Raw genomic sequence first — 21,788 nt, 5'->3', positions numbered from 1 at the left:
GCAAAATCCGGGGCGTGGCCAGCGCAGTAGGCTACGCGCAACCAGTTATCGGAGGATTCCATGCCGCTTACCATGAACCGCGACGTTTTCATCACCTGTGCCGTGACCGGATCGGGCGGCACACAGGACCGCAGCCCGCATGTGCCACGCAGCCCTGAACAAATCGCAGAGAGTGCGATCGCTGCTGCCAAGGCGGGCGCGGCCGTCGTGCATTGCCACGTCCGCGACCCCGAAACCGGCGCACCGAGCCGGGACGTGGGCCTGTTCCGCGAAGTGACCGAGCGCATTCGCGCCGCCGATACGGATGTGGTTCTGAACCTTACCGCCGGAATGGGCGGGGACATCACCTTTGGCAACACCGAAAACCCCCTGCCTCTCAATGAGATGGGCACCGACATGGCAGGCGCGACCGAGCGTGTGGCGCATGTGGCCGAGTGCCGCCCCGAGATCTGCACGCTGGATTGCGGGACGATGAATTTTGCCGAGGCCGATTACGTGATGACCAACACGCCCGGCATGCTGACCGAGATGGGGCGGATGATGACCGAGCTTGGCGTGAAACCCGAGATCGAAGCCTTTGACACGGGCCATCTTTGGTATGCCAAGCAATTGGTGAAGGACGGCGTTCTCGACAGTCCCGCGCTGGTTCAGCTTTGCATGGGTGTGCCGTGGGGCGCGCCCGATGACCTCAACACCTTCATGGCGATGGTCAACAACGTGCCGGATGACTGGACGTTTTCGGCCTTCGGGCTGGGGCGCAATCAGATGCCTTACGTGGCGGCGAGCGTTCTGGCCGGTGGGCATGTGCGTGTGGGCCTTGAGGATAACCTGATGCTGGACAAGGGCGTTCTGGCCGAGAACTGGCAACTTGTTGAACGCGCACGGCAAATCATCGAGCGCATGGGCGCGAAGGTGATGGGCCCCGAGGCGGTTCGCGAGAAGCTGGGCCTGACCAAGCGGGCGCCGGTCTGAGCCGGGTTAACGCGGCGCACGTAACGTCGGTATCCACGTCGGTATTCACGTCAGTATCGCGTCGGTGCGATTTCGGAGGACTGAGGACATGGCGAATCGCAGGGTTCTGATCACCGGGGGTGGATCGGGCATCGGCTATGCCCTTGCCCGTCGGTTCGAGGCGGAAGGCGCGCGTGTGGCCATCTGTGACGCGAGCGCCGACGCCGTGGCCGAGACCGCGCGGGCGCATCCCGGCATGATCGCCGAGACCGTCGATGTGCGCGACGAAGCGCAGATGACAGCCTTCCTTGATCGGGTCGAGACCGAGTGGGACGGGATCGACGTGGTCTGCGCAAATGCGGGCACCGGCGGCCCGGCGGGCCGGATCGAAGATCTGGACTATCAGGAGTGGCAGGATTGCGTGGGCGTCAACCTTTTCGGCACCTTCCTCACCTGTCGTTGGGCGGCGCGCGTGATGCGGGCACAGGGTGAGGGGCTTGTCCTGATCACCACGTCCACCTCGGGCCTTTGGGGCCATCCTTACCGGTCGCCTTATGCGGCGGCGAAGTGGGGCCTTGTCGGGCTGACCAAGACGCTGGCGATGGAGCTTGGCCCCGCCGGTGTGCGGGTGAATGCCATCGCCCCCGGCGCGGTCGAGGGGGACCGGATGGAACGGGTTCTGCGCAAGGAATCCGAGGCCAGTGGCAAAAGCGTGGACGAGTTGCGCGCCGATTACGTGGCCTGCACCTCGCTCCGCAGTTGGGTCAGCGCGGATGACCTTGCGGACATGGCGCTTTTCCTTGCGTCGCCTGCCGCCGCCAAGATCTCGGGGCAGGTGATGGCCGTGGACGGGCACACGGAGAGTATCAATTGACCGGGGCAAGCCCCCGCGATCAGCCGGGCTGTCCCGCCCGGAACCGGGCATTTGAGGAGAGCGACACATGACCAAGACAGCGGCCATCATAGGGGGTGGCGTAATCGGGGGCGGCTGGGCCGCGCGGTTCCTTCTGAACGGTTGGAATGTGCGGATTTTCGACCCGGACCCGGAGGCGGAGCGCAAGATCATGGACGTCATGGAAAACGCCCGAGGCGCCCTGCCGATGCTGTATGATTATGCCTTGCCCAAGGAGGGCACGCTTAGTTTTTGCCCGTCGATCACCGAGGCGGTGGCGGATGCGGACTGGGTTCAGGAAAGCGTGAGCGAGCGGCTCGACCTCAAGCACAAGGTGATGGGCGAGATTCAGGCGGCCAATCCCGGTGCCGTGATCGGGTCATCAACAAGCGGGTTCAAACCCAGCGAGTTGCAGGAGGGCGCGGCGGATTCATCGAAGATCATGGTCGCGCATCCGTTCAACCCGGTCTATCTTTTGCCCCTGATCGAGGTGGTGCCGTCCGAGGCGACGGAGCCCGAAGCGGTGGACCGGGCGACCGAGCTTCTGACGTCGGTCGGGCTTTATCCGCTGCGGGTACGCAAGGAAATCGACGCGCATATCGCCGACCGTTTCCTTGAAGCCGTGTGGCGCGAGGCGCTTTGGCTGGTCAAGGACGGAGTGGCCACCACGCAAGAGATCGACGACGCGATCCGCTTCGGCTTTGGCTTGCGCTGGGGTCAGATGGGCCTTTTCGAGACCTACCGCGTGGCGGGTGGCGAGGCGGGGATGCGGCATTTCATGGCGCAGTTCGGTCCCGCGCTCAAATGGCCGTGGACCAAGCTGATGGATGTGCCCGAGTTCACCGAGGAGCTTGTGGATACGATCGCCGATCAGTCCGACGCGCAATCGGGGCATCTTTCGATCCGCGAGCTTGAGCGCAAACGCGACCGCAACCTGATTGCGATGATGCGCGCGCTCAAGCAGCAGGGCAAGGCCTCGGGCCGCCTGATCAAGACGCATCAGGCCGCGCTGCGCCCTGCGTTGGAGGACACATGTCCGATGCTGTCGATGCGCCGGGTCGTGCCGGTGGATTGGACCGATGTGAACGGGCATATGAACGAGGGCCGCTACGGGCAGCTTTTCAGTGACGCCGCCGAAGAGGTGATGGCGCATGTGGGCGCCGATGATGCCTATATCGCCGCCGGCAACAGCTATTTCACCGTTGAGACGACGACGAAATTCATAGCCGAGACCCATGCCGGCGAAATGGTGGATGTCTGGACCACAGTGACAGTGGGCGAGGGCAAGAAGCTCCGCTGTTTTCACGAGATGAAACGCACGAGTGACGGCACGCTGATGGCGACCTGCGATCAGTTCATGTTGCATGTGAATCTCGAAACGCGGCGCACCTGCGATCCGCTGCCGCATGTGCGTGACAAAGTCGAGGCGCTGGCGGCGCTTCACAAGGAGGATTGAGATGCAGTTTGATGTGACCGAAGAACAGCAGATGATCATCGACACCACCCGGGCCTTTGTCGAGAAGGAGATATATCCGCACGAACTCGAGGTTGAGCGGAGCGGCCATGTGCCGATGGAGATCGTCCGCGAGGTGCAGGCCAAGGCAATCGAGGCCGGGCTTTATGCCGCGAACATGCCCGAAGAGGTTGGCGGTGCCGGGCTCGATACGCTGACATGGCTGATGTATGAAAAAGAGCTGGGGCGCGCGAATTATGCGTTGCACTGGACCTGTGTGGCACGCCCGTCGAACATCCTTCTGGCTGGCACCGAGGAGCAGCGCGAGAAATATCTCTATCCCTGCATTCGCGGCGAGAAGTGGGACTGTCTTGCGATGACCGAACCGGGCGCGGGCTCGGACCTCAGGGGGATGAACGCGACGGCGCGTGCGGATGGCGACGATTTCATCCTGAACGGCACCAAGCATTTCATCAGCCACGCCGATATCGCCGATTTCGCGATCGCGTTCATGGCGACCGGAGAAGAGGACACGCCGCGCGGCAAGAAAAAGCTGATCACCGCGTTCTTCGTGGACAAGGACACGCCGGGCTTTGCGGTGCGCGAAGGGTACCGCAACGTGAGCCATCGTGGCTATACCAACTCGGTGCTGGAGTTCGATGATTGCAGATTGCCCAAGACGGCCGTTCTGGGCGAGGTGAACAAGGGATTTCAGGTGGCCAATGATTGGCTCGGGGCGACACGGCTTCAGGTTGCCGCCTCCTGCCTTGGGCGGGCCGACCGGGCGTTGCAGCACGCGGTGGAATATGCCGCCGACCGGCGCCAGTTCGGCCAGCAGATCGGCAAGTTTCAGGGTGTCTCGTTCAAGCTCGCGGATATGGCGACCGAACTCAGGGCGGCCGAGCTTCTGACATGGATGGGCGGCTGGAAGTTCGATCAAGGCACCGTCACCGAGAGCGATATGTCCATGGCCAAGCTCAAGGCGACCGAGATGCTGGCGATGGTCGCGGACGAGGCGATCCAAATCCATGGCGGCATGGGGCTCATGGATGAGCTGCCGCTTGAGCGGATATGGCGGGATGCGCGGGTCGAGCGGATCTGGGAGGGGACGTCCGAAATCCAGCGCCACATCATCAGCCGCGAGATGCTGCGGCCATTGGGTGCATGAAAAGCTTTCCGCCTCCGGCGGGGATATTTGGAGCAAGAAGAAAGGGAGAGGTGCGACCCCCTCCCCCGAAAAAGACCAGCGGGCTTTCTCCTTGCACGGTCATCGGCGTCCCCGCCTGTACCGTGGTGTCAGCTTGGACCAACTTGGTTAAGACTAGGTTAGTGGCCCTTCTTCTTGCAGATAAATATCCCCGCTGGAGGCAAGAATCCTGTCGGAGCCTGTGACCGATGCGTGACCTCAGCCGTCTTTTTCAACCCCGGTCCATCGCCGTCATCGGCGGCGGTTTCTGGTGCGCGAACGTGGTCGCGCAATGTCTCAAGATGGGGTTCTCGGGCCCGATCTGGCCGGTGCATCCGAAACGTGCCGAGGTGGCGGGGGTTGCGGCCTTTGCCTCGCTCGAGGAGTTGCCGGGCGTGCCGGATGCGGTCTTTGTCGGTGTGAACCGCGCGCTAACCGTCGAGATGGTGGCCGCGCTCAACGCGATGGGCGCGGGGGGTGCCGTCTGTTTTGCCAGCGGATTCCGCGAGGCGCAGGCCGAGACGGGAGATGGCGACAGCCTTCAGGCCGCGCTTCTGGAGGCGGCGGGCGAGATGCCGATTGTCGGGCCGAACTGTTACGGGTTCATCAACTATCTTGACGGGGCGCTGCTCTGGCCTGACCAACACGGTCATACCCGTCAGGACAGCGGCGTGGCCATTCTTACCCAAAGCTCCAACATGGCGATCAATCTGACCATGCAGGCGCGGGGCCTGCCACTGGCGTATGTGGCGACGGCAGGCAATCAGGCGCAGGTCGGCGGGGCCGAGATCGGAGCCGCGCTTCTTGAGGATGAGCGTGTTACCGCGCTTGGCCTGCATGTCGAAGGGGTGGGCGATCTGCGCGCATTCGAGGCTCTGGCGGCGCGCGCGCAGGCGCTGGGCAAGCCGATCGTGGCGCTGAAGGTCGGGAAATCCGAACAAGCGCAAAGCGCGGCGGTGTCGCACACAGCGTCGGTGGCGGGATCGGATGCCGGAGCGCGGGCCCTTCTGGCGCGGCTTGGCATCGCGCAGGTCGAGAGCCTGCCCGCGCTTCTGGAGACGCTGAAACTTTTGCATTTCGCGGGGCCCTTGGCATCGAACCGGATTGTGTCGATGTCGTGCTCGGGCGGTGAGGCGAGCCTGATGGCCGACAGCGCGATGGCGCATGACGTTGTGTTCCCGCCGCTGGGCGATGCGCAGCGCGCGGGGCTTCGGACGGCGCTGGGACCGATGGTCGCGCTGGCCAACCCGCTGGATTATCACACTTATATCTGGGACGACGCGGATGCGATGACGCGCACTTTCAGTGCCGCCCTGCAGGGCGATGTGGCGCTGGGTGTGATCATCGCGGATTTCCCACGCAGCGACAGGTGTTCGGATGCGCAGTGGGACTGTGTGATCACTGCCACCGGACGCACGGCGCAGGACACGGGCCTGCCCGTGGCGGTCCTTTCGACACTTCCCGAAACGCTGTCGGAGGCGGTGGCGGGCAGGCTCGTCGCGGCCGGGGTGGTGCCGATGACGGGGATCGACGACACGCTCACGGCCGTTGCCTGTGCCGCGTGGCTGGGCCGGGCGCGCGCGCCTGCCGCGCCGCTGTGCCTTCCGGGAGAGGCGGGAGAGGCCTTTACGCTGAGCGAGGCCGAGGCCAAGGCCGCGCTGGCGGCGCATGGCCTTGATGTGCCGAACGCCGCACAGGCGGCGAGCCCTGCCGAGGCGACCGGGATTGCGGAGCGTATCGGCGGGCGGCTCGTGCTCAAGGGGACGGGAGCGGCGCACAAGACCGAAGCCGGGCTCGTGGCGCTCGACCTTGGACCGGGCGACGTGGCGGAGGCCGCCCGCGCCATGCCTTGCGAGACGTTTCTTGTCGAAGAGATGGTCACGGGGGGGGTGGCCGAGCTTCTGATCGGGGTCGTGCGCGATCCGGCGCATGGGTTTGTTCTGACGCTTGGGGCGGGGGGCACGCTGACCGAAATCTTGCGCGACAGCCGGTCGCGTTTGTTGGCGGTCATGGAGGCGGAGGTGCTTCAGGCGCTCGGGGGGTTGCGTATCGCGCCTGTCTTGCGCGGATATCGCGGCAAGGCGGGGGCCGACATGGCGGCCATCGCGTGCGCGGTGTTGGCGGTGCAGGCGTATGTCGTGTCGCGGGACGATGCGCTTGAGGAGGTCGAGATCAATCCGTTGATCGTCACGCCGCAGCGCGCCGTGGCTGCGGATGCGCTGATCCGGACGGCGCGGCCATGAGGCGGCGGAGACTGGGGGCACTGATCTTTCCGGGGTTCGAGATGCTTGACTTATACGGCCCGCTCGAGATGTTCGCCATGCGCCCGGACGCCTTCGAGATCGTGACCGTGGCCGAGCGCGCCGGGCCGGTCGTGGCGGCGGGCGGGCCTGCGACCGTGGCCGACGTGGCAATGGGCGACGTGCGGTTTGTGGATGTGTTGCTTGTTCCGGGTGGCCCCGGCACGCGCGACGCCCTTGGCGATGCCGCGTTGATCGGGTGGTTGCGCGAGACCGCGGCACATGCTGAGATCGTGGCGTCTGTTTGCACCGGTGCGGCGCTTCTCGCGGCGGCGGAGCTTCTGGACGGGGGCCTGGCCACGACGAACAAGCGCGCCTTTGACTGGGTGGCCGGAACGCGGCCCGATGTTGATTGGCAGAAGCGCGCGCGCTGGGTCGAAGCGGGGCCGATTTTCACCGCATCGGGGGTGAGCGCGGGCATGGATATGGCGCTTGCCATGATAGCGCGCCTTATGGGCCGCGACGCCGCAGAGGACGCCGCGCACGAGGCCGAATATATCTGGAACCACGATCCGCGAGAGGATCCCTTTGCCAAGGAGTGATGAGATGTCAGACAGTTCAGTAAAGACAGAGCGGCGGGGCCATGTCCTTGAGGTGACGCTTGACCGGCCCAAGGCCAACGCGATCGACCTCAAGACGAGCCGCGAGATGGGCGAGATATTTCGCGACTTTCGCGACGACCCGGAGTTGCGGACGGCGATCATCACCGGCGCTGGTGAGAAGTTTTTCTGCCCGGGTTGGGATCTCAAGGCCGCGGCGGATGGCGACGAGGTCGACGGCGATTATGGGGTGGGTGGTTTCGGCGGCATTCAGGAGATGCGCGCGATGAACAAGCCCATTATCGCTGCGGTGAATGGTATCTGCTGTGGTGGCGGGCTTGAATGGGCGCTGTCGGCGGACATCATCCTTGCCGCCGATCACGCGAGTTTCGCATTGCCGGAAATCCGGTCGGGCACGGTTGCGGATGCGGCTTCGGTTAAGCTTCCCAAGCGTATCCCTTATCATATCGCGATGGAAATGCTGCTGACCGGGCGTTGGATGGACGCCGAGGAGGCCGCACGTTGGGGCATGATCAACCGGGTTCTTCCGGCGGGCGATCTCATGCAGGAGGCGCGTGATCTGGCCGATCATCTGGCGAGCGGTCCGCCGCTGGTTTATGCTGCGCTCAAGGAGGTCGTGCGCGAAGCCGAGGGCATGACCTTTCAGGAGGCGATGAACAAGATCACCCGCCGGCAATTCGAAACGGTCGATGTGCTTTATTCCAGCGAAGATCAGCTTGAGGGCGCGCGCGCATTCGCAGAAAAGCGCGATCCGGTCTGGAAGGGCAAGTAGGCGCGTTGTGCGGCGGGCATGGGCCCTTGTCCTGCCCGCGCATTTGCCGCACAAATTCGAGAGGGTGACCAGAGGTCCCGTTTGAGCCCGATTTCGCGGGCCGGGCCAAGAGCGTTGCCACGAATCGCTTTAATCTTTACCGTTTGGTCAAAAGTGCAAACCAAACAACCAACTGGGACGGGATGAAAACCATGAAAACGAAAAAGCCACTGATCGCGCAGCCAAGCCGCCGCGCCATTTTAATGGGAAGTGCCGCGCTTGTTGCGGCGGCCGGGGCCGGAAGCCTTCCGGGCAAACTTCTGGCGCAGGAGCCGATCACCGTTGCCGCGATCTATACCGTGCCGGTGGAGCAGCAATGGGTGAGCCGCATTCACAAGGCGGCGGTCGCGGCCGAAGAGGCCGGACAGATCTCTTATGAATATAGCGAGAACGTGTCGAACACCGACTATGCCCGCGTCATGCGCGAATACGCCGAAAGCGGCGTGGACATGATCATCGGCGAGATGTTCGCGGTGGAACAGGAGGCCCGCGAGGTCATCGCGGAATATCCCGATACGGCGTTCCTGATGGGCTCGTCCTTCCCGCCGGATGACAGCTATCCCAATCTCGGGGTGTTCGATAACTATATCCAGGACGCCTCATACCTGACCGGGATCATCGCCGGCGCGATGAGTGAGACCGGCAATATCGGCATGGTCGGCGGCTTCCCGATCCCCGAGGTGAATCGCCTGATGCATGCGTTCATGGCGGGCGTGCGCGAAGTGAAACCCGAGGCGGTCTTTCAGGTGAGCTTTATCGGGTCGTGGTTCGATCCGCCGAAAGCCAAGGAAACGGCCTTTGCGATGATCGAAAATGGCGCGGACGTGCTTTATGCCGAGCGGTTCGGCGTGTCGGACGCGGCGCAGGAAGAGGGTGTTCTGGCCATTGGCAACGTGATCGATACACAGTCGGAATATCCTGACACGGTGGTCGCCTCGGCCATCTGGCATTTCGAGCCGACGCTTCAGGCCGCGCTTGAGAAATACCGCGCGGGCGAGTTCGAGGCCGACAACTACGGCGTCTATTCGTTCATGAAGGAAGGTGGCGCGTCGCTGGCTCCGCTTGGCACATTCGCAGGCAAGGTGCCCGCCGACGCGATGGAGCTTGTGCGCGAGCGCGAAGCCGCGATCAAGGCCGGCGAATTCACCGTGGAAATCAACGACGAAGAGCCGACATCGACACGATGACAAACAAACGAGAGGCGCAGGACACGGTTCTGCGCCTTTCCGGCATTACCAAGCGCTTCGGCGCGCTTACCGCCAATGACGCGATCAGTTTCGAGCTGAAGCGTGGTGAGGTGATTGCGCTGCTGGGCGAGAACGGGGCCGGAAAGACCACCCTCATGAACATCCTTTTCGGTCACTACACAGCCGATGAGGGCAGGGTCGAAGTTTTCGGCCAGCCGCTTCCTCCGGGGGCGCCGGGCGCGGCGTTGGCGGCAGGTGTCGGCATGGTGCATCAGCACTTCACGCTGGCCGACAACATGAGCGTGCTGGACAATATCCTTCTGGGGACCGAGCCGCTTTGGCGGTTGGGAATGGGGCGCGGCGCGGCGCGGCGCAAGGTCGAGACGCTGGCGCGGGATTTCGGCCTTGTTGTTGACCCGGACGCCAAGATCGGCGCGCTTTCGGTGGGCGAGCGGCAGCGGGTGGAAATCCTCAAGGCGCTATACCGCGATGCACGCATCCTGATCCTTGACGAGCCGACGGCGGTTCTGACGCCGCAGGAAACCGATGCCTTGTTCGAGACGCTGAGGAAAGCGGTGGCGCAAGGCCTTTCGATCATCTTCATCTCGCACAAGCTGCATGAGGTGATGTCGATCTCGAGCCGGGTGCTCGTGCTCAGGCATGGGCGGCTTGTGGGGGAGGTGAAGACCGACGAGACCGACCGGCACAGGCTGGCCGAACTGATGGTCGGGGCCGAGATCAAGGCAGTGGCCCCGAGCGAGGCGACGCCGGGGGAAGTTCTTTTGCGGCTCAGCGGTGTCAGCACCCCGGCGCAGGGCAACCGGCCCGGCCTCAATTCCGTCGACCTGGACCTGCGTGCGGGTCAGATCACCGGGCTGGCCGGGGTGAGTGGCAACGGGCAGGGCGCACTGGCCGATCTTCTGTCCGGGCTGGAGGCCCCCACAGAGGGGGAGATGGACGTGGCGGGCACGCGGGTGCGCGGCTGGTCGCCACGGACGGCCGTGGCGCATGGCATCGGGCGCATCCCCGAGGACCGTCACAGGACGGGCACCATCGCGGAATTCACCCTGACCGAGAACGCGGTTCTTGAAGGATACATGAAACCTCCCTTTTCGAATCGTGGCTGGATGGACTGGAGCGGCGCCGAACGACACACCGCCGAGATCATCGACAAATACGACGTGCGCTGTCCGGGGCCGGACACACGTATCCGCCTGTTGTCGGGCGGCAATATGCAAAAGCTTATTCTCGGGCGTGTCTTTGAAGCGGGGCCGAGTATCATTCTGGCCAATCAGCCGGTGCGCGGCCTTGATATCGGGGCAGTCACCTATGTGCAGGAGCAGCTTATCGCGGCGCGGGACGCGGGCGCGGCGGTGCTTCTCATCTCGGAGGATCTGGATGAGGTGCTGGCGCTTTCGGATGTGATACGGGTGATGTCGGAGGGACGCCTTTCGCCTGAATTCGCGCGGGGTAGCATGACGCCTGCGGAACTTGGTGTCTGGATGGCGGGACAAGGGTTTGAAGATGCGGCTTGAGCCTGTGGCAAATCCGACATTGGGACGGTCGATCGGGTTTCCGGCGGCGGCGCTGGCGCTGACGGTGGTGGTGGCCTCGCTGCTGACCCTTCTGGCAGGGGCCAATCCGTTCGAGACGCTGGGCCTGATCCTTGCGGGGGCGGCGGGATCGAAATTTGCGCTTCTGGAGACGTTGAACCGGGCGACGCCGCTTATCTTTACCGGGCTGGCCGTGGCCGTCGCGTTCCGCGCGAAGCTCTGGAATATCGGGGCCGAGGCGCAGTTTTACGCGGGCGCCCTTGTGGCGGTTCTGCTTGGCACCGGAGCATTGGGCTTTCTGCCTTGGTTCGTGCTTGTTCCGGTGATGGCCGCGGGCGCCATGCTGGCCGGTGCGCTGATGCTTCTTGGGCCGGTTGTTCTCAAGGTCAGGCTGGGCGTCGACGAAGTTGTGACGACGCTTTTGCTCAACTTCATCATGTTGCTTTTCATCTCGATGCTGCTTGAAGGGCCGCTCAAGGATCCGATGGGCATGGGCTGGCCCAAGTCCGAGCCGCTGGACCGGGCCGCGCGCCTGCCGCGGATCGTGGACGGGTTGCGCCTGCATTGGGGGTTTGGCATCGCGCTCATTTCGGCGGGGGTGATCTGGGTCATTCAGGCGTGCACGACGCTGGGGTATGAAATCCGCGCCGTGGGTCAGAACCCGCAAGCCGCGCGTTTCGCGGGCATTCCGGTGGGCTGGGTGCTGATCAAGACGGCGCTTTTGTCAGGCGGGCTGGCGGCGCTGGCGGGCTGGTCCGAGGTGGCGGGCCTCAAGGGCAACCTGACGCTCGATATCAGCCCGGGCTTCGGTTATACCGGCATCATCGTGGCCATGCTCGCGCTTCTGCATCCCGGCGGGGTGGTTGTGTCGGCCATTTTCGTGGCGGGCATTTTCGTAGGCGCGGACAGCATGAGCCGCGCAGCCGAAGTGCCCACCTATATCGCCGACATTCTACTCGCCACCGCGCTTTTGTTCATGGTGCTGGCGATTTTGCTCACGCGGTTTCGCGTGGTGAGGGGGTAGGCCATGGCCGAGATCATCGACATCCTGTTGTCGGCCAGCTTCTGGGCCGCAGCCGTGCGCATCGCCTCGCCGCTGATCTTTGCGACGCTGGGCGAGATGATCTGTGAGCGCGCGGGTATCCTCAATCTCGGGATCGAGGGGATCATGGTGCTGGGCGCGTTCGCGGGGTGGATGGCAGTCTATTCGGGTGCGGGGCTCTGGACCGGGGTGGCGGTGGCGATGGGGGCCGGGATGCTCTTTGGGCTGCTGCATGCCACGCTGACGGTGCCCTTTGGCCTGTCGCAGCATGTCGTGGGCCTTGGGATCACCTTGCTGGCGACGTCGGTGACCTATTACGCCTACCGGCTCGCGCTTCCCGAGGTGACGAGCCCGCCGCGCATTGAGCCGTTCCAGCCGCTGGAAATCCCGCTGCTGTCGGAGATACCCATTCTCGGCCAAGCCCTTTTTGCGCAAACACCGCTGACCTATCTGGCGTTCGTGCTGGCGGGGGTGACATGGGTGGTTCTTTATCGCTCTCCCTTGGGACTTGCCTTGCGCGCGGTGGGCGAAAACCCCGGCGCGGTCGAGGCGCAGGGCCTGTCGGTCACCGGTCTCAGAATGGGGGCGGTGATCGTCGGTAGCGGCTTCATGGCGGTGGGGGGCGCGTTTCTCACGATGTCGGCCTTCTCGAGTTTTTTCTTTGAAATGGTGAACGGGCGCGGATGGATATGTATCGCGCTGGTTGTGTTTGGTGCCTGGAAGCCCGGCAAGGCCGTGTTGGGTGCGCTTTTGTTCGCGGCGTTTGACGCGCTGCAAATCCGGCTGCAACAGACGGGGTTGGGGGCGGAAATCCCTTATCAGGTGTTCCTGATGATCCCGTATGTCCTTTCCATTCTGGCACTTGTTCTAATGTCGCGGCGGGCCGAGGTGCCCGCGGCCCTGATGGTGCCGTATAACCGCGGAGAAAGATGATGGCGGGTTTCGACCTTGTCGTGGCCAGGGGCACGCTACCCGATGGCCGCGTCGCCGATATTGGTATTCGGGGCGACCGTATTGCCGCACTGGGCGATTTGGCGGGCGCCGAGGCGGGGCAGGTGATCGACGCGGGCGGCGACCTTGTAAGCCCGCCCTTCGTGGACCCGCATTTTCATCTTGATGCGGTCCTGAGCTATGGCCAGCCACGCATCAACGAAAGCGGCACCCTGCTTGAGGGGATCGCGCTTTGGGGTGAGCTCAAGCAGGTCATGACCCAAGACGAGATGGTCGACCGCGCGCTGCGCTATTGCGATTGGGCGGTGAGCATGGGCTGTCTTGCGATCCGCAGCCATGTCGATGTCTGTGATGACACGCTCAAGGGTGTGGAGGCGATGCTGCATGTGCGCGAGATGGTGAAACCCTATCTTGACGTGCAACTGGTCGCGTTTCCGCAGGACGGGTTTTACCGCGACCCGACGGCGCGGGAGAACACGTTGCGCGCGCTCGACATGGGGGTCGACGTGGTCGGCGGTATTCCGCATTTCGAACGCGGCATGGCCGATGGCGCCGCTTCCGTCCGCGAACTGTGCGGCATCGCGGCCGAACGCGGACTGCAGGTGGATATGCATTGCGACGAATCAGACGATCCGATGAGCCGCCATGTCGAGACGCTGGCCCAAGAAACACAGCGGCTCGGGCTTCAGGGACGGGTGGCCGGATCGCATCTCTCCTCGATGCATTCGATGGACAATTACTATGTCTCCAAGCTTCTGCCGCTGATGGCCGAGGCGGAGCTGTCGGCGATCCCGAACCCGCTCATCAACATCATGATCCAGGGGCGGCACGACACGTTTCCCAAACGGCGTGGCCTGACGCGGGTGCGAGAGATGCAGGCGCATGGCATCCGCGTGGGGTGGGGCCAGGATTGCGTGCGCGATCCGTGGTATTCGCTCGGCACCGGTGACATGCTTGACGTGGCGTTCATGGGTCTTCATGTGGCACAGATGTCGTCACCCGATGAGATGCATCGGTGCTTTGACATGGTGACATCCGAGAATGCGGCGATCATGCAGCTTGAGGATTATGGCCTTCACGAGGGGGCCGTGGCCTCGCTTGTGGTGCTTGATGCGGGCGATCCGATCGAGGCGGTGCGATTGCGCCCTGACCGGCTCTGCGTGATCTCAAAGGGCAAGGTCGTGGCCGGAAAATCGCGCAACGACAGCAGCCTGTGCCTGCCGGGACGGCCCGGTCATGTCAGGCGGCGGCACCCTCTCTGAGATAGCGCGCCGGACGCGTTGGCGGCTTTGAGTATTTACAGAAAGATGAAGCACGCCCAGCACTTCATCTTTCTGTAAATACTCAATGCCCGTCCGTGGATTTGGTTACTTCGCCCGCCAGCTGTCGAGCCAGCGCTTGGCGCGTGATCTGCGGTCGGCCACGGCATCGCCCGCCGCATCCCAGCTTTCGGTCATGTCCTCGACCATTGGATCGATCCGGGCGGCGCGGAAGCGGCGCCAGCGCACCCAGATGGCCCAGACAAAGGCGAAAAACACCGTCAGGATGATGATGTTGAGCCACGGGATACCGGTGCCCGCATCGGGCCCGGCGACCGGTTTCACGCTGACCGCGTTGGGAAAGATCGACATGAATTCGTTGCGCCAGCCGTAATGTTTGATCATCACCCATTTCGGTGCATCCGACGTGGATTTGAGGTCGGCCGCCTCGGCCTGAAGGTTCGAGGTGTCGAATTTGAAATAAGGGGGCCAGCCCCAGCCGGTATCCTCGTTGCGATAGACCATGACGCGGTCGTTCGTGCGCACCGTCTGAATGAAGAACACGTCGCGGTTTACGGTTCCGGTGTCATTGCCCACATCCGCAGAGGCCCAGAAGATCGAGTTTTCACCGAAATCTATGCGTTTTTCATAGGTGTCGGTGATGCGCGCGATGTCGTGCTGGGGCAGCGTGTAGTGAAAGAACGCGGCGACAAGACCCCAGAAGGTGATCCAGAACGCCCATTTGATGTAAACCATTCAGCTGGCCTTTCAGTGGAAATTGGTCAGGTAGATGATGAGGCCGACAATGCAGACGGGTATGATATAGACCCCAAGGATGAGTTTGCGCCGGAGCGAGCCGTCATACGCCTTGAGCCCGGTCTCGACAAAGGTTTCGCGGTCGCCGGGGCGGCCTTCTTCTTCCCATTCGCGGCGCAGCTTGCGGCGGCGGAGAGCACGCGACCAGAACGACACGATCACGTAAATCACGGTAAGCGCGACGAAACCAATGACGATGAGGCGGGTCAGCGCGAACATCTTCTCTATCTCCTTACTGCGCCCCACGGGCCGACGTGTGCGATGGTCGCCTCGGGTATCGGCGGCGGGGCGGTCTCCTGCATGGGTGCCTCATGGCCGAAAAGTGCCGTGCGCGTGCCCAGCTTGTCCACCTGATACTCGTTTACCAGAAAATCGACCACATAGTCCTTCTTGGTGTCCGACCAGCCGGCGTAGCGCGCGTAAAAGGCGGGTTTGTGGCAGATGAACAACTGCCGGATGTCCTTTGGCGCAAGTTCGCTCAGCAGCATGTTTACAAGGTCGGCATCAGGATGATCGGCGGCGCGGAACGTATAGAAATAGGCCGGGTGCCGCGACGTGATCGCGGGCCACGGCCCGTCATTCTCGGCCCAGTTCACCAGTGCGGCAAGCGCGTGAAACTCGGGTGGCAGCCTTTCGGCGTTCTGACGGGCGAGGCGGCGCATGTCGGCGCGGGTGAGGCCGCGCAGGGTGATGCCGCTGTCGGCGAGCGTATCGACCACGATGAAATCCATCTTCTGACGCAGGATCGCCGCCGCGTCGATGCCGCGCGCCTTGACGATGGGCTCGACAAGGCTGTTTTTCTCGAGGAAGCGCGCGATGGCATCGCGGTCTTCGAAGCCGTGGAGGGCGGCGATGGGCAGGTCGTTGAATATCGACGTGTCGCCGGGGGTGATCAATCCGGGGTGGGCCACGTCCTGAAAGACATAGGCGCCGCCGAAATGGTCGGTCCAGAAATTGCGCTGCTCAAAGCTCATTTCCCTGAGATTGACCGGGTTGCGGACGATATCGCCTGTCTCGCCCGCGAGGGTGATCATTTCGGCGATGAGCACATCGTCGAACCATGCGTCCTCTTCGTTGAGAAAGCGATCGACCTTTTCGTCCAGCCGCGCGGCCTGTTTGATCGCGCCGCCGGTGGTGTCGGCCTCGATGCGCACGCGCCGGATATCAAGAAGGCGCGCGGGGGTGGCTATGTCATAGACGGAATTGGCAAGCTCTCCGGCCACGGCATCGCGGGTGGTGAGGGCAAAGAGCGCGGGCTCGTTTTCCTCGATGAACTGCCGCAGGATGCCCCGGGAGGTGGAAAACCTCGCGTTGAGCAGCGGCGCGGTTTTCTGCTGTGTCGTGAGCAGGATGAACTGCCGGTTGACGCCCGCGTGGTTGAGATAATGGTGGTCATCGAGTTCGTGCCCCACCTCGGGGGAGTAGCCCGAAATATCGATGTAGAAATCGGTGAGGGCGGTGGTGCGCCCGGTCAGATGTTCAAGCGCGCGGTTATACCGTTCCACGAGGGCGGGGGAGTCGACGTGGATCAGGTTGCCGAACATGAGGCCGGTGCGGATGAGGCGGTTCATTGTTTCATTTTGGCCTTTTCAGCCATCATGTCTTTCAGTTCTTGGACCGAGAAAGGCGGAGTTTGTTTGTGCAGCATCGCATGGCAGTTTGGACACACCGGAACCAAATCCTCGGCGGGGTTTATTTTGTATTGTGTTTTACGGTCCGCAACCCGAACAATGTGATGAACGTGGATGAAGCCTGAACCGATGTCCCCATAAATGCTTTGAAAATCCATTTCACAAACAGCGCAAACTGGACCATTTATTTCAATACATTTGTCACGTGCTTGGCGGTTTCGCTCGAAATGTGTTTGCACCACATCGAATCGAGCACCCTCTGAATACATAGTGGGCTCGATTTCAACGGTTGATGCCTGCGGGTCTGTTGTCTTCACTGCGAAGTAATCTGTTCCAACGACAACGAGACGTCGTTCTTCAAGAGTATCGTCGAAGTGGTCAATTCTCGGTATTTCATTTGGGTTTTCGGACACTGCATATTGGCGAAATGTATAAAGCGAATATCCGTCTTCTAGAACGTGCTCGATATGTCTGAGTGAGGGGCCATAGCTTGCAGGCCTTCGACTATTCGCGTCTTTGTCCCACAACTTGGAGAACACCAATTGGCGATCACTTTCCTCATGGTGCGACCACGCTCCGAATAAGACAAACCGCTTGTCGTGGTTTACATACGACCAAGCGTTTCGGGCGTTATGAGGTTCAGCTCCAAAACGCCGAGCAAATGCTAATCGACTCACCCCTTCCCCTCCAGATACCGCTTCTTCGCCTCTTCCGTGCGCTCATACTCCCGCACCATGGCCTCGATGGCGGCCTCGTCGGATTTGTCAGCGTAGCGGAATTCGCTGTCCGCGTAGCGGTTGATTTCCTGAATGACCATGTCGATGGTGATGGGCTGCCGCAATTCTTCGATCATGGCCGTCTTCTCGTCGTAGGATTTGAAGAGGAACAGCTCAGGCTCTTCCATCCATTCATCCGGCAGTTCGAAATCCATCGCGCGGACCTTCACCGCGTCGGTGATGTTCTTGATCGCGCGGCCGGTGAAGCGGGGGTCGGCCTGTTGGATACCTTTGAGATAGGTGCCGAGCTTGGCGATAGTATCGAGCGCGCCGATCTCGGACGAGACGCGGTCATAGACGTTGAGCAGTCCGTCTTCGTGGGGTTTGGAGTGGCTTTCTAATGAGGCGGCCACGGCCTTCTTGATCTCCTGCGCGGCATAGACCTCGTGATCGCCCAGCGGGATGTCGTGGTTGCGGCCCATGAGCAGGTAGAGGATGTCGATGTAATCCTCGCGCGTCTGCGGGCCGTCCACGAGGAAGCGCGCGCCGGCGCGTTGGCGCAGCGCATCGTCCACGTTCTCGGGATAGTTGGAGAACATGCCGAAGGTGCAGTTGCCGCGCACGACCGTGCCCGCGCCCGAGAAGCTTTCCATCAGGACGGCGGTGATTTCGAGCTGGCCCGCGCTTGACTGCCGATCGCCGCGCTTGCCCGCGAGCTGGTCAATATCGTCGACGGTGCCGAAGCCGATGACGCCCGGATCAAGCACGTTGTTGATGAACGCCTTGGCGTTTTGGGCCGATTTGCCCTGATAGCTGTCGATGCTTTCGGTCGAGAGGTTCTGATAGCGGAAGGGATAGCCCGCATTGTCGCAATAGCCCTTGATGAGCCCTGCCATCATCTGAATGAGCGTCGTCTTGCCGGTGCCGGGCATCCCGTCGCCCATGAAGGTGAAGATAAACCCGCCCAGTTCGGCGAAGGGGTTGAGCCGGCGGTCGAAATCATAGGCCATGAGCATCTTGGCCAGTTTGAGCGCCTGATACTTGGCGATGTGGTTGCCCACCACCTCGTGCGGTTTCTTGAACGTCATGGTCAGCGTTGAGGATTTGCCCTTGGACGACGGCGCGAAGCCGCGAATGGTCAGGTCATCGGCCTCAATGCGCCAGCTTGCGCCGGTGAAGGGAGCTGTGCGGGGGGCGGTCTGGGCGCGCAGGGCGGCCTTTTCCATCAGTTGTTCGGCATAGGCGGTGACTGTGGCGACAAGGCGCGCCTCGTCCCCGGCGTGGAGGGTCAGCTTCTGATCCAGCTCCCAGAGGGCGCCGTGCAGGGCAAGCTGTGTGTTGTCGGCCAGAAGCTCTTCGGCCTCGCCCACCTCGACCGTGGTTTCGCCCGCATGGGGGGCCAGCAGGAAAGCTGTGGCATTGGCGAAGACATGCGCGGCGATGAGCGCCTCGGCGGTCATGAGTTCGGTGAACTCGGTCTTGGCGTGGGCGGGGAGGGAACCGGCGAGGTTCTGACGGCGCAGATCGGCAAGGCCGGTGGTCTCGGCGTAGGTCTCGGCTATGGCCAACGCGATGGCGAGCGCGCGGCGCAGGCTGTGCATTACATTGGCCTGAAGCGGGGAGGTGAGCGGGTCATCCCCGTCCGTGCCTGTGATCCGGTCGATCAGGTGGACGCCCTCGGGTCGGGCGGAGGACCGGGTGACAAGGCCCGGTGTGGTGGTGCGGAAACGGCGGCGGGTGCCGAGACCGGAGGAGCGTTCGTTCTGCGCCGCATTGGCCTGTTTCGCGATCCGGGGCGTATGGTCGAACCCGTCGAGCATCGCTGTGGCCGCATCGTAATGCTTGGCGATGTCGCCTTCGCGTAATTCCATCGTGTCGGCGGTGAGGGTCATGTCATCTTTCTCCATCGCGGCGGGCTGAAGCCCGCCCTACGTCTCTCCACGGTCCGGGCGTTGGCCCGGTGCGGTTCAATATCTGAGCACCCGGCCTGTCGGTCCAACAACATATTTCGTCACGCTGGCAAAGCCGGGCGGGGTCTTTTCCGCCAGCACCTGATAGGGGCGTTCGGGCAGAATGATCGCGCGGTCCTGCCGGGTGGCCCCGGTGTCGGCACCACGGCCCGAAAAGGGATCAAGCGCGAAAATCTCGCGCTCGACCGTGCCGAACCAGCCGGATTTCTCTTCCTCGACCCGCTCGCTCTCGAGGAGTTCGTCGGTCCAGGCGAGGGCCCAGTCCTGACCCTCGGGGGCGTTGGCATCGGCCAGAACTTCGCGGATTGGGCCGGATTGCCGTGTGTAGGTGTGCGAATACATCGGCCCGACATGCAGCCGGCGCAAGCGTTTGGGATGCAGGTCATCGAAGGCGCGGTCAAAGGCGCGCGCGATGGTGACAAGCTTGAGCCCGCCAAGCGCCTGCCCCATGAGATGCGCCTGCACCTCGGGCCAGCGGCGCGTGTCACGGCCAAGCGCGGTACCGCCTGTATCTTCGACCTCCATCAGGTAGATCGTCGGCAGGTTCACCTGACTGTCATAGACCGCCCAGTGAAGCAGGTAGCGCAGCCGCCCCGGCGTGGTGTCAAGCACCTTGCCGCGTGGGTCGTTCGAGGCCCAGAATAGTTGACCCTTGGCCAATTCCTCGTAGTAGAGCCGCTGTGAGAGGGCGAATTGCAGGCGGCTGGGGAGCGTGCGGGCCCCGATGATCTCTTCGATCATCTGTTTCTTCAGGCTGTCTGCGGATGGCATGTTTTCAAGATGTTGCGCGGCCTGTTGTGCGTCATTTGCCATGACCAGAAGTTCGTTGAAGACCGGAAACCCACTTTCCTGTGCATCCATCTTGAGCGTTCCAAGCCGGTTTCCGGCATCGCGACCCACCAGAAGATATTTCATCGACAGCGCCCGGAACGTGTAGCTGAGCCCTTGCACGTAAGCCGCCAGTGTCTCGACCTCGTGCTTGTTGAGGGCGCCATCCGCGTGCATCACGGCGGCGACGCGGCCCAGATGGCCGGTGATGCGTTCGAACTTGGAAAAATAGCGGCGTGAGGCGAAGAGGTCGGACAAACCGACATGATCTCGGGTCAGGCGGTCATCGGCGGGATCTTGGGTAAACTCGCTCATTCCGGCCTCATCGGGATTGGTCTGTGACGCGGGCTTGCGCAGGGTGCGAGATGTTCCCCCGCCCACCGCCGAGATGGGCAGGTGTCCTCACGCCCCATACAGGTTCTTGTCGTGTTTCTCGATGATCTCGGAGAAGCGGCGGGCAAAGCGTTCGTCGGCCTTGGCCTTGGCCTCAAGCACGTCGCGGGCAAAGACCATGTGATCTTCGTGCGCCTCGAGCATGTCGGCCATCTTCTGATTGGTGGCAGCCCCGATGCCGGCCATGGCAGATTGCGCCTCCTGATCGGTTTGCACGCCGATTTCGTTGATGCGGTGGGCCACGTCCTGTTGTTGCGCGGTCTTGAGCGATTTCGAAAGCGCGTCATAGAGCACCACGCGCTGCTTGGTGTCGGTTTGCAGCTTGTTGATGAGGACCATCTGGGTGGCGGCCTGATTTTGAAGGGAATCGACCCATGTCTTGCCCTTTTCGATATACCGCTCGAGTGTCTGGGATTTGGCCAGCTTGACCTGTTCGTCCTGAACCATCGCGTTGTAGCGGGTGTTGAGGTCGGCCAGTTCGGTTTCCAGTTTGGTGCGCTTTGCCGCGTCGGTCTCGTTTGCGATGGCATTTTCGAGCTTGATGATCTCGGGGTCCAGCGCCTTGATTTCCTCGCGCAGGCTCTCGAGTTCGCCAACGGTGAATTCGCGTTCGTCCAGGGTTTCGGTCAGGTTGGTCTCGACCTTCTGTTTCTGATCTTCGAGCACGGCAAGCTGACTGTCGAGCAGCCGGGTGATGACGTCCGACTTGGCGATCAGGTCCTGCAACTTGTCGTCGATATTGGCGGTGCGCATCCGGTCCTGCCGCATCGATTCGGATTTGGCGCTGGAAAAGATGCCCACGAAGCTTTCCCAACCGGTCTTGTTGCGCATTTCGTCGAAATCGCGCGAGAAGGCGGCGGTCACATCGTCGAGGCCCATGATCAATTCGGCGATATTGGCGTTCATCACCTCGGTATGGGCGTGGACGTCCTCGAGCGTGGCATTCTCGATGTCGAGCGCCGCGTCTTCGCCGGATTTGATCTTGGCGCGCGCGGATTCGATCCGGCTGGTGATCTCGGCGATCTTGGTCTGGGCCTCTGCGACCTCCGCCTGGCTTTCCTTCACCTGTGTTTCGAGATTGGCCATGTATGTTCCTGTCCCTGTTTGGCGCCGGACCGGATATCATAATGGCCGCCGCATGTTTTCATGTTGGCAGCAATATATGCGTATCTGACGCCTGTTGGAATGTTTTGCTGCTTTGCGTCAAAGAAAAAGGGCCCCGGCCCTTTGACGGATCGACTTTGGAGGTTAGCATATTCAAAGCGCGCAGATCAGGAGAGGGTCATCCC

General features: G+C 62.4%; 19 protein-coding genes. 12 read left to right on the top strand and 7 right to left on the bottom strand.

The genetic code is table 11. The features are described 5' to 3' along the window. The first annotated feature begins 60 nt into the window (after positions 1–60). The 12 genes from V8359_RS12885 (at position 61) to V8359_RS12830 (ending at position 14,148) form a co-directional block, all read left to right on the top strand. A complete protein-coding gene (locus V8359_RS12885; RefSeq protein WP_336429350.1) occupies positions 61–972 on the top strand; it encodes a 3-keto-5-aminohexanoate cleavage protein in 912 nt (303 codons plus the stop codon). A gap of 88 nt (positions 973–1,060) precedes the next feature. Continuing rightward, on the top strand, positions 1,061–1,825 hold the full coding sequence (locus V8359_RS12880; protein WP_336429349.1) for an SDR family oxidoreductase: 765 nt from the start codon (positions 1,061–1,063) through the stop codon (positions 1,823–1,825). Positions 1,826–1,892: 67 nt separating this feature from the next. Next, a complete protein-coding gene (locus V8359_RS12875) occupies positions 1,893–3,299 on the top strand; it encodes a carnitine 3-dehydrogenase (RefSeq protein ID WP_336429348.1) in 1,407 nt (468 codons plus the stop codon). Position 3,300: 1 nt separating this feature from the next. Next, positions 3,301–4,464: an acyl-CoA dehydrogenase family protein gene (locus V8359_RS12870; RefSeq protein ID WP_336429346.1), complete on the top strand. Its 1,164-nt coding sequence runs from the start codon at positions 3,301–3,303 to the stop codon at positions 4,462–4,464. 227 nt (positions 4,465–4,691) lie between these two features. Then, complete coding sequence (locus V8359_RS12865; RefSeq protein ID WP_336429345.1) at positions 4,692–6,725, top strand: acetate--CoA ligase family protein; 2,034 nt, start codon at positions 4,692–4,694, stop codon at positions 6,723–6,725. Further along, entirely contained in the window at positions 6,722–7,324 is a 603-nt protein-coding gene (locus V8359_RS12860; RefSeq protein WP_336429344.1) for a DJ-1/PfpI family protein, read from the top strand. The genes V8359_RS12865 and V8359_RS12860 overlap by 4 nt, the downstream gene beginning before the upstream one ends. 4 nt (positions 7,325–7,328) lie before the next feature. Continuing rightward, a complete protein-coding gene (locus V8359_RS12855) occupies positions 7,329–8,114 on the top strand; it encodes a carnitinyl-CoA dehydratase (protein WP_336429343.1) in 786 nt (261 codons plus the stop codon). Positions 8,115–8,305: 191 nt separating this feature from the next. Beyond that, positions 8,306–9,340 carry a BMP family protein gene (locus tag V8359_RS12850; RefSeq protein ID WP_336429342.1) on the top strand — a complete coding sequence of 345 codons (1,035 nt, stop codon included), beginning with the start codon at positions 8,306–8,308 and terminating at the stop codon, positions 9,338–9,340. Beyond that, the gene (locus V8359_RS12845) at positions 9,337–10,875 is read left to right on the top strand and encodes an ABC transporter ATP-binding protein (protein WP_336429341.1); all 1,539 of its coding nucleotides are present in this window, start codon (positions 9,337–9,339) and stop codon (positions 10,873–10,875) included. The genes V8359_RS12850 and V8359_RS12845 overlap by 4 nt, the downstream gene beginning before the upstream one ends. Next, positions 10,865–11,917, top strand: coding sequence for an ABC transporter permease (locus V8359_RS12840; protein WP_336429339.1), 1,053 nt, complete (start codon positions 10,865–10,867; stop codon positions 11,915–11,917). The genes V8359_RS12845 and V8359_RS12840 overlap by 11 nt, the downstream gene beginning before the upstream one ends. 3 nt (positions 11,918–11,920) lie before the next feature. Beyond that, positions 11,921–12,868, top strand: a complete 948-nt coding sequence (locus tag V8359_RS12835; RefSeq protein ID WP_336429337.1) for an ABC transporter permease — start codon at positions 11,921–11,923, stop codon at positions 12,866–12,868. Continuing rightward, positions 12,868–14,148 carry an amidohydrolase family protein gene (locus V8359_RS12830; RefSeq protein WP_336429336.1) on the top strand — a complete coding sequence of 427 codons (1,281 nt, stop codon included), beginning with the start codon at positions 12,868–12,870 and terminating at the stop codon, positions 14,146–14,148. The genes V8359_RS12835 and V8359_RS12830 overlap by 1 nt, the downstream gene beginning before the upstream one ends. Before the next feature lie 105 nt (positions 14,149–14,253). Here the strand turns inward: V8359_RS12830 and V8359_RS12825 are convergent, their stop codons facing one another. The 7 genes from V8359_RS12825 to V8359_RS12795 all read right to left on the bottom strand — a co-directional run bounded on the left by V8359_RS12825 (position 14,254) and on the right by V8359_RS12795 (position 21,585). Then, positions 14,254–14,901, bottom strand: a complete 648-nt coding sequence (locus tag V8359_RS12825) for a DUF1523 family protein (protein WP_336429335.1) — start codon at positions 14,899–14,901, stop codon at positions 14,254–14,256. Between the two features lie 12 nt (positions 14,902–14,913). Then, positions 14,914–15,180 (bottom strand): hypothetical protein, encoded by a 267-nt coding sequence (locus V8359_RS12820; RefSeq protein WP_336429334.1) that lies wholly within the window; start codon positions 15,178–15,180, stop codon positions 14,914–14,916. Between the two features lie 5 nt (positions 15,181–15,185). After that, entirely contained in the window at positions 15,186–16,532 is a 1,347-nt protein-coding gene (locus V8359_RS12815) for a DUF6638 family protein (protein ID WP_336429333.1), read from the bottom strand. Further along, on the bottom strand, positions 16,529–17,269 hold the full coding sequence (locus V8359_RS12810) for an HNH endonuclease (RefSeq protein ID WP_336429332.1): 741 nt from the start codon (positions 17,267–17,269) through the stop codon (positions 16,529–16,531). The genes V8359_RS12815 and V8359_RS12810 overlap by 4 nt, the downstream gene beginning before the upstream one ends. Then, positions 17,266–19,200, bottom strand: a complete 1,935-nt coding sequence (locus V8359_RS12805; protein ID WP_336429331.1) for an AAA family ATPase — start codon at positions 19,198–19,200, stop codon at positions 17,266–17,268. The genes V8359_RS12810 and V8359_RS12805 overlap by 4 nt, the downstream gene beginning before the upstream one ends. A 75-nt stretch (positions 19,201–19,275) precedes the next feature. Then, a complete protein-coding gene (locus tag V8359_RS12800) occupies positions 19,276–20,421 on the bottom strand; it encodes a hypothetical protein (RefSeq protein ID WP_336429330.1) in 1,146 nt (381 codons plus the stop codon). An 87-nt stretch (positions 20,422–20,508) separates the two neighbouring features. Continuing rightward, positions 20,509–21,585 (bottom strand): hypothetical protein, encoded by a 1,077-nt coding sequence (locus V8359_RS12795; protein ID WP_336429329.1) that lies wholly within the window; start codon positions 21,583–21,585, stop codon positions 20,509–20,511. Positions 21,586–21,788 lie beyond the last annotated feature (203 nt).

Origin of the sequence: Roseovarius sp. E0-M6 (genome assembly GCF_037083845.1) — a bacterium.
Taxonomy (GTDB): Bacteria; Pseudomonadota; Alphaproteobacteria; order Rhodobacterales; family Rhodobacteraceae; genus Roseovarius.
Note: the sequence above shows the minus strand (reverse complement) of the source record. Positions and strands in the feature narration are given on the sequence as shown.

What these genes read in the sequence shown, in the direction of transcription:
- V8359_RS12885 (WP_336429350.1), top strand. Translation starts at nt 61, where the DNA reads ATGCCGCTTACCATGAACCGCGACGTTTTCATCACCTGTGCCGTGACC.
- V8359_RS12880 (WP_336429349.1), top strand. Translation starts at nt 1,061, where the DNA reads ATGGCGAATCGCAGGGTTCTGATCACCGGGGGTGGATCGGGCATCGGC.
- V8359_RS12875 (WP_336429348.1), top strand. Translation starts at nt 1,893, where the DNA reads ATGACCAAGACAGCGGCCATCATAGGGGGTGGCGTAATCGGGGGCGGC.
- V8359_RS12870 (WP_336429346.1), top strand. Translation starts at nt 3,301, where the DNA reads ATGCAGTTTGATGTGACCGAAGAACAGCAGATGATCATCGACACCACC.
- V8359_RS12865 (WP_336429345.1), top strand. Translation starts at nt 4,692, where the DNA reads ATGCGTGACCTCAGCCGTCTTTTTCAACCCCGGTCCATCGCCGTCATC.
- V8359_RS12860 (WP_336429344.1), top strand. Translation starts at nt 6,722, where the DNA reads ATGAGGCGGCGGAGACTGGGGGCACTGATCTTTCCGGGGTTCGAGATG.
- V8359_RS12855 (WP_336429343.1), top strand. Translation starts at nt 7,329, where the DNA reads ATGTCAGACAGTTCAGTAAAGACAGAGCGGCGGGGCCATGTCCTTGAG.
- V8359_RS12850 (WP_336429342.1), top strand. Translation starts at nt 8,306, where the DNA reads ATGAAAACGAAAAAGCCACTGATCGCGCAGCCAAGCCGCCGCGCCATT.
- V8359_RS12845 (WP_336429341.1), top strand. Translation starts at nt 9,337, where the DNA reads ATGACAAACAAACGAGAGGCGCAGGACACGGTTCTGCGCCTTTCCGGC.
- V8359_RS12840 (WP_336429339.1), top strand. Translation starts at nt 10,865, where the DNA reads ATGCGGCTTGAGCCTGTGGCAAATCCGACATTGGGACGGTCGATCGGG.
- V8359_RS12835 (WP_336429337.1), top strand. Translation starts at nt 11,921, where the DNA reads ATGGCCGAGATCATCGACATCCTGTTGTCGGCCAGCTTCTGGGCCGCA.
- V8359_RS12830 (WP_336429336.1), top strand. Translation starts at nt 12,868, where the DNA reads ATGGCGGGTTTCGACCTTGTCGTGGCCAGGGGCACGCTACCCGATGGC.
- V8359_RS12825 (WP_336429335.1), bottom strand. Translation starts at nt 14,901, where the DNA reads ATGGTTTACATCAAATGGGCGTTCTGGATCACCTTCTGGGGTCTTGTC.
- V8359_RS12820 (WP_336429334.1), bottom strand. Translation starts at nt 15,180, where the DNA reads ATGTTCGCGCTGACCCGCCTCATCGTCATTGGTTTCGTCGCGCTTACC.
- V8359_RS12815 (WP_336429333.1), bottom strand. Translation starts at nt 16,532, where the DNA reads ATGAACCGCCTCATCCGCACCGGCCTCATGTTCGGCAACCTGATCCAC.
- V8359_RS12805 (WP_336429331.1), bottom strand. Translation starts at nt 19,200, where the DNA reads ATGACCCTCACCGCCGACACGATGGAATTACGCGAAGGCGACATCGCC.
- V8359_RS12800 (WP_336429330.1), bottom strand. Translation starts at nt 20,421, where the DNA reads ATGAGCGAGTTTACCCAAGATCCCGCCGATGACCGCCTGACCCGAGAT.
- V8359_RS12795 (WP_336429329.1), bottom strand. Translation starts at nt 21,585, where the DNA reads ATGGCCAATCTCGAAACACAGGTGAAGGAAAGCCAGGCGGAGGTCGCA.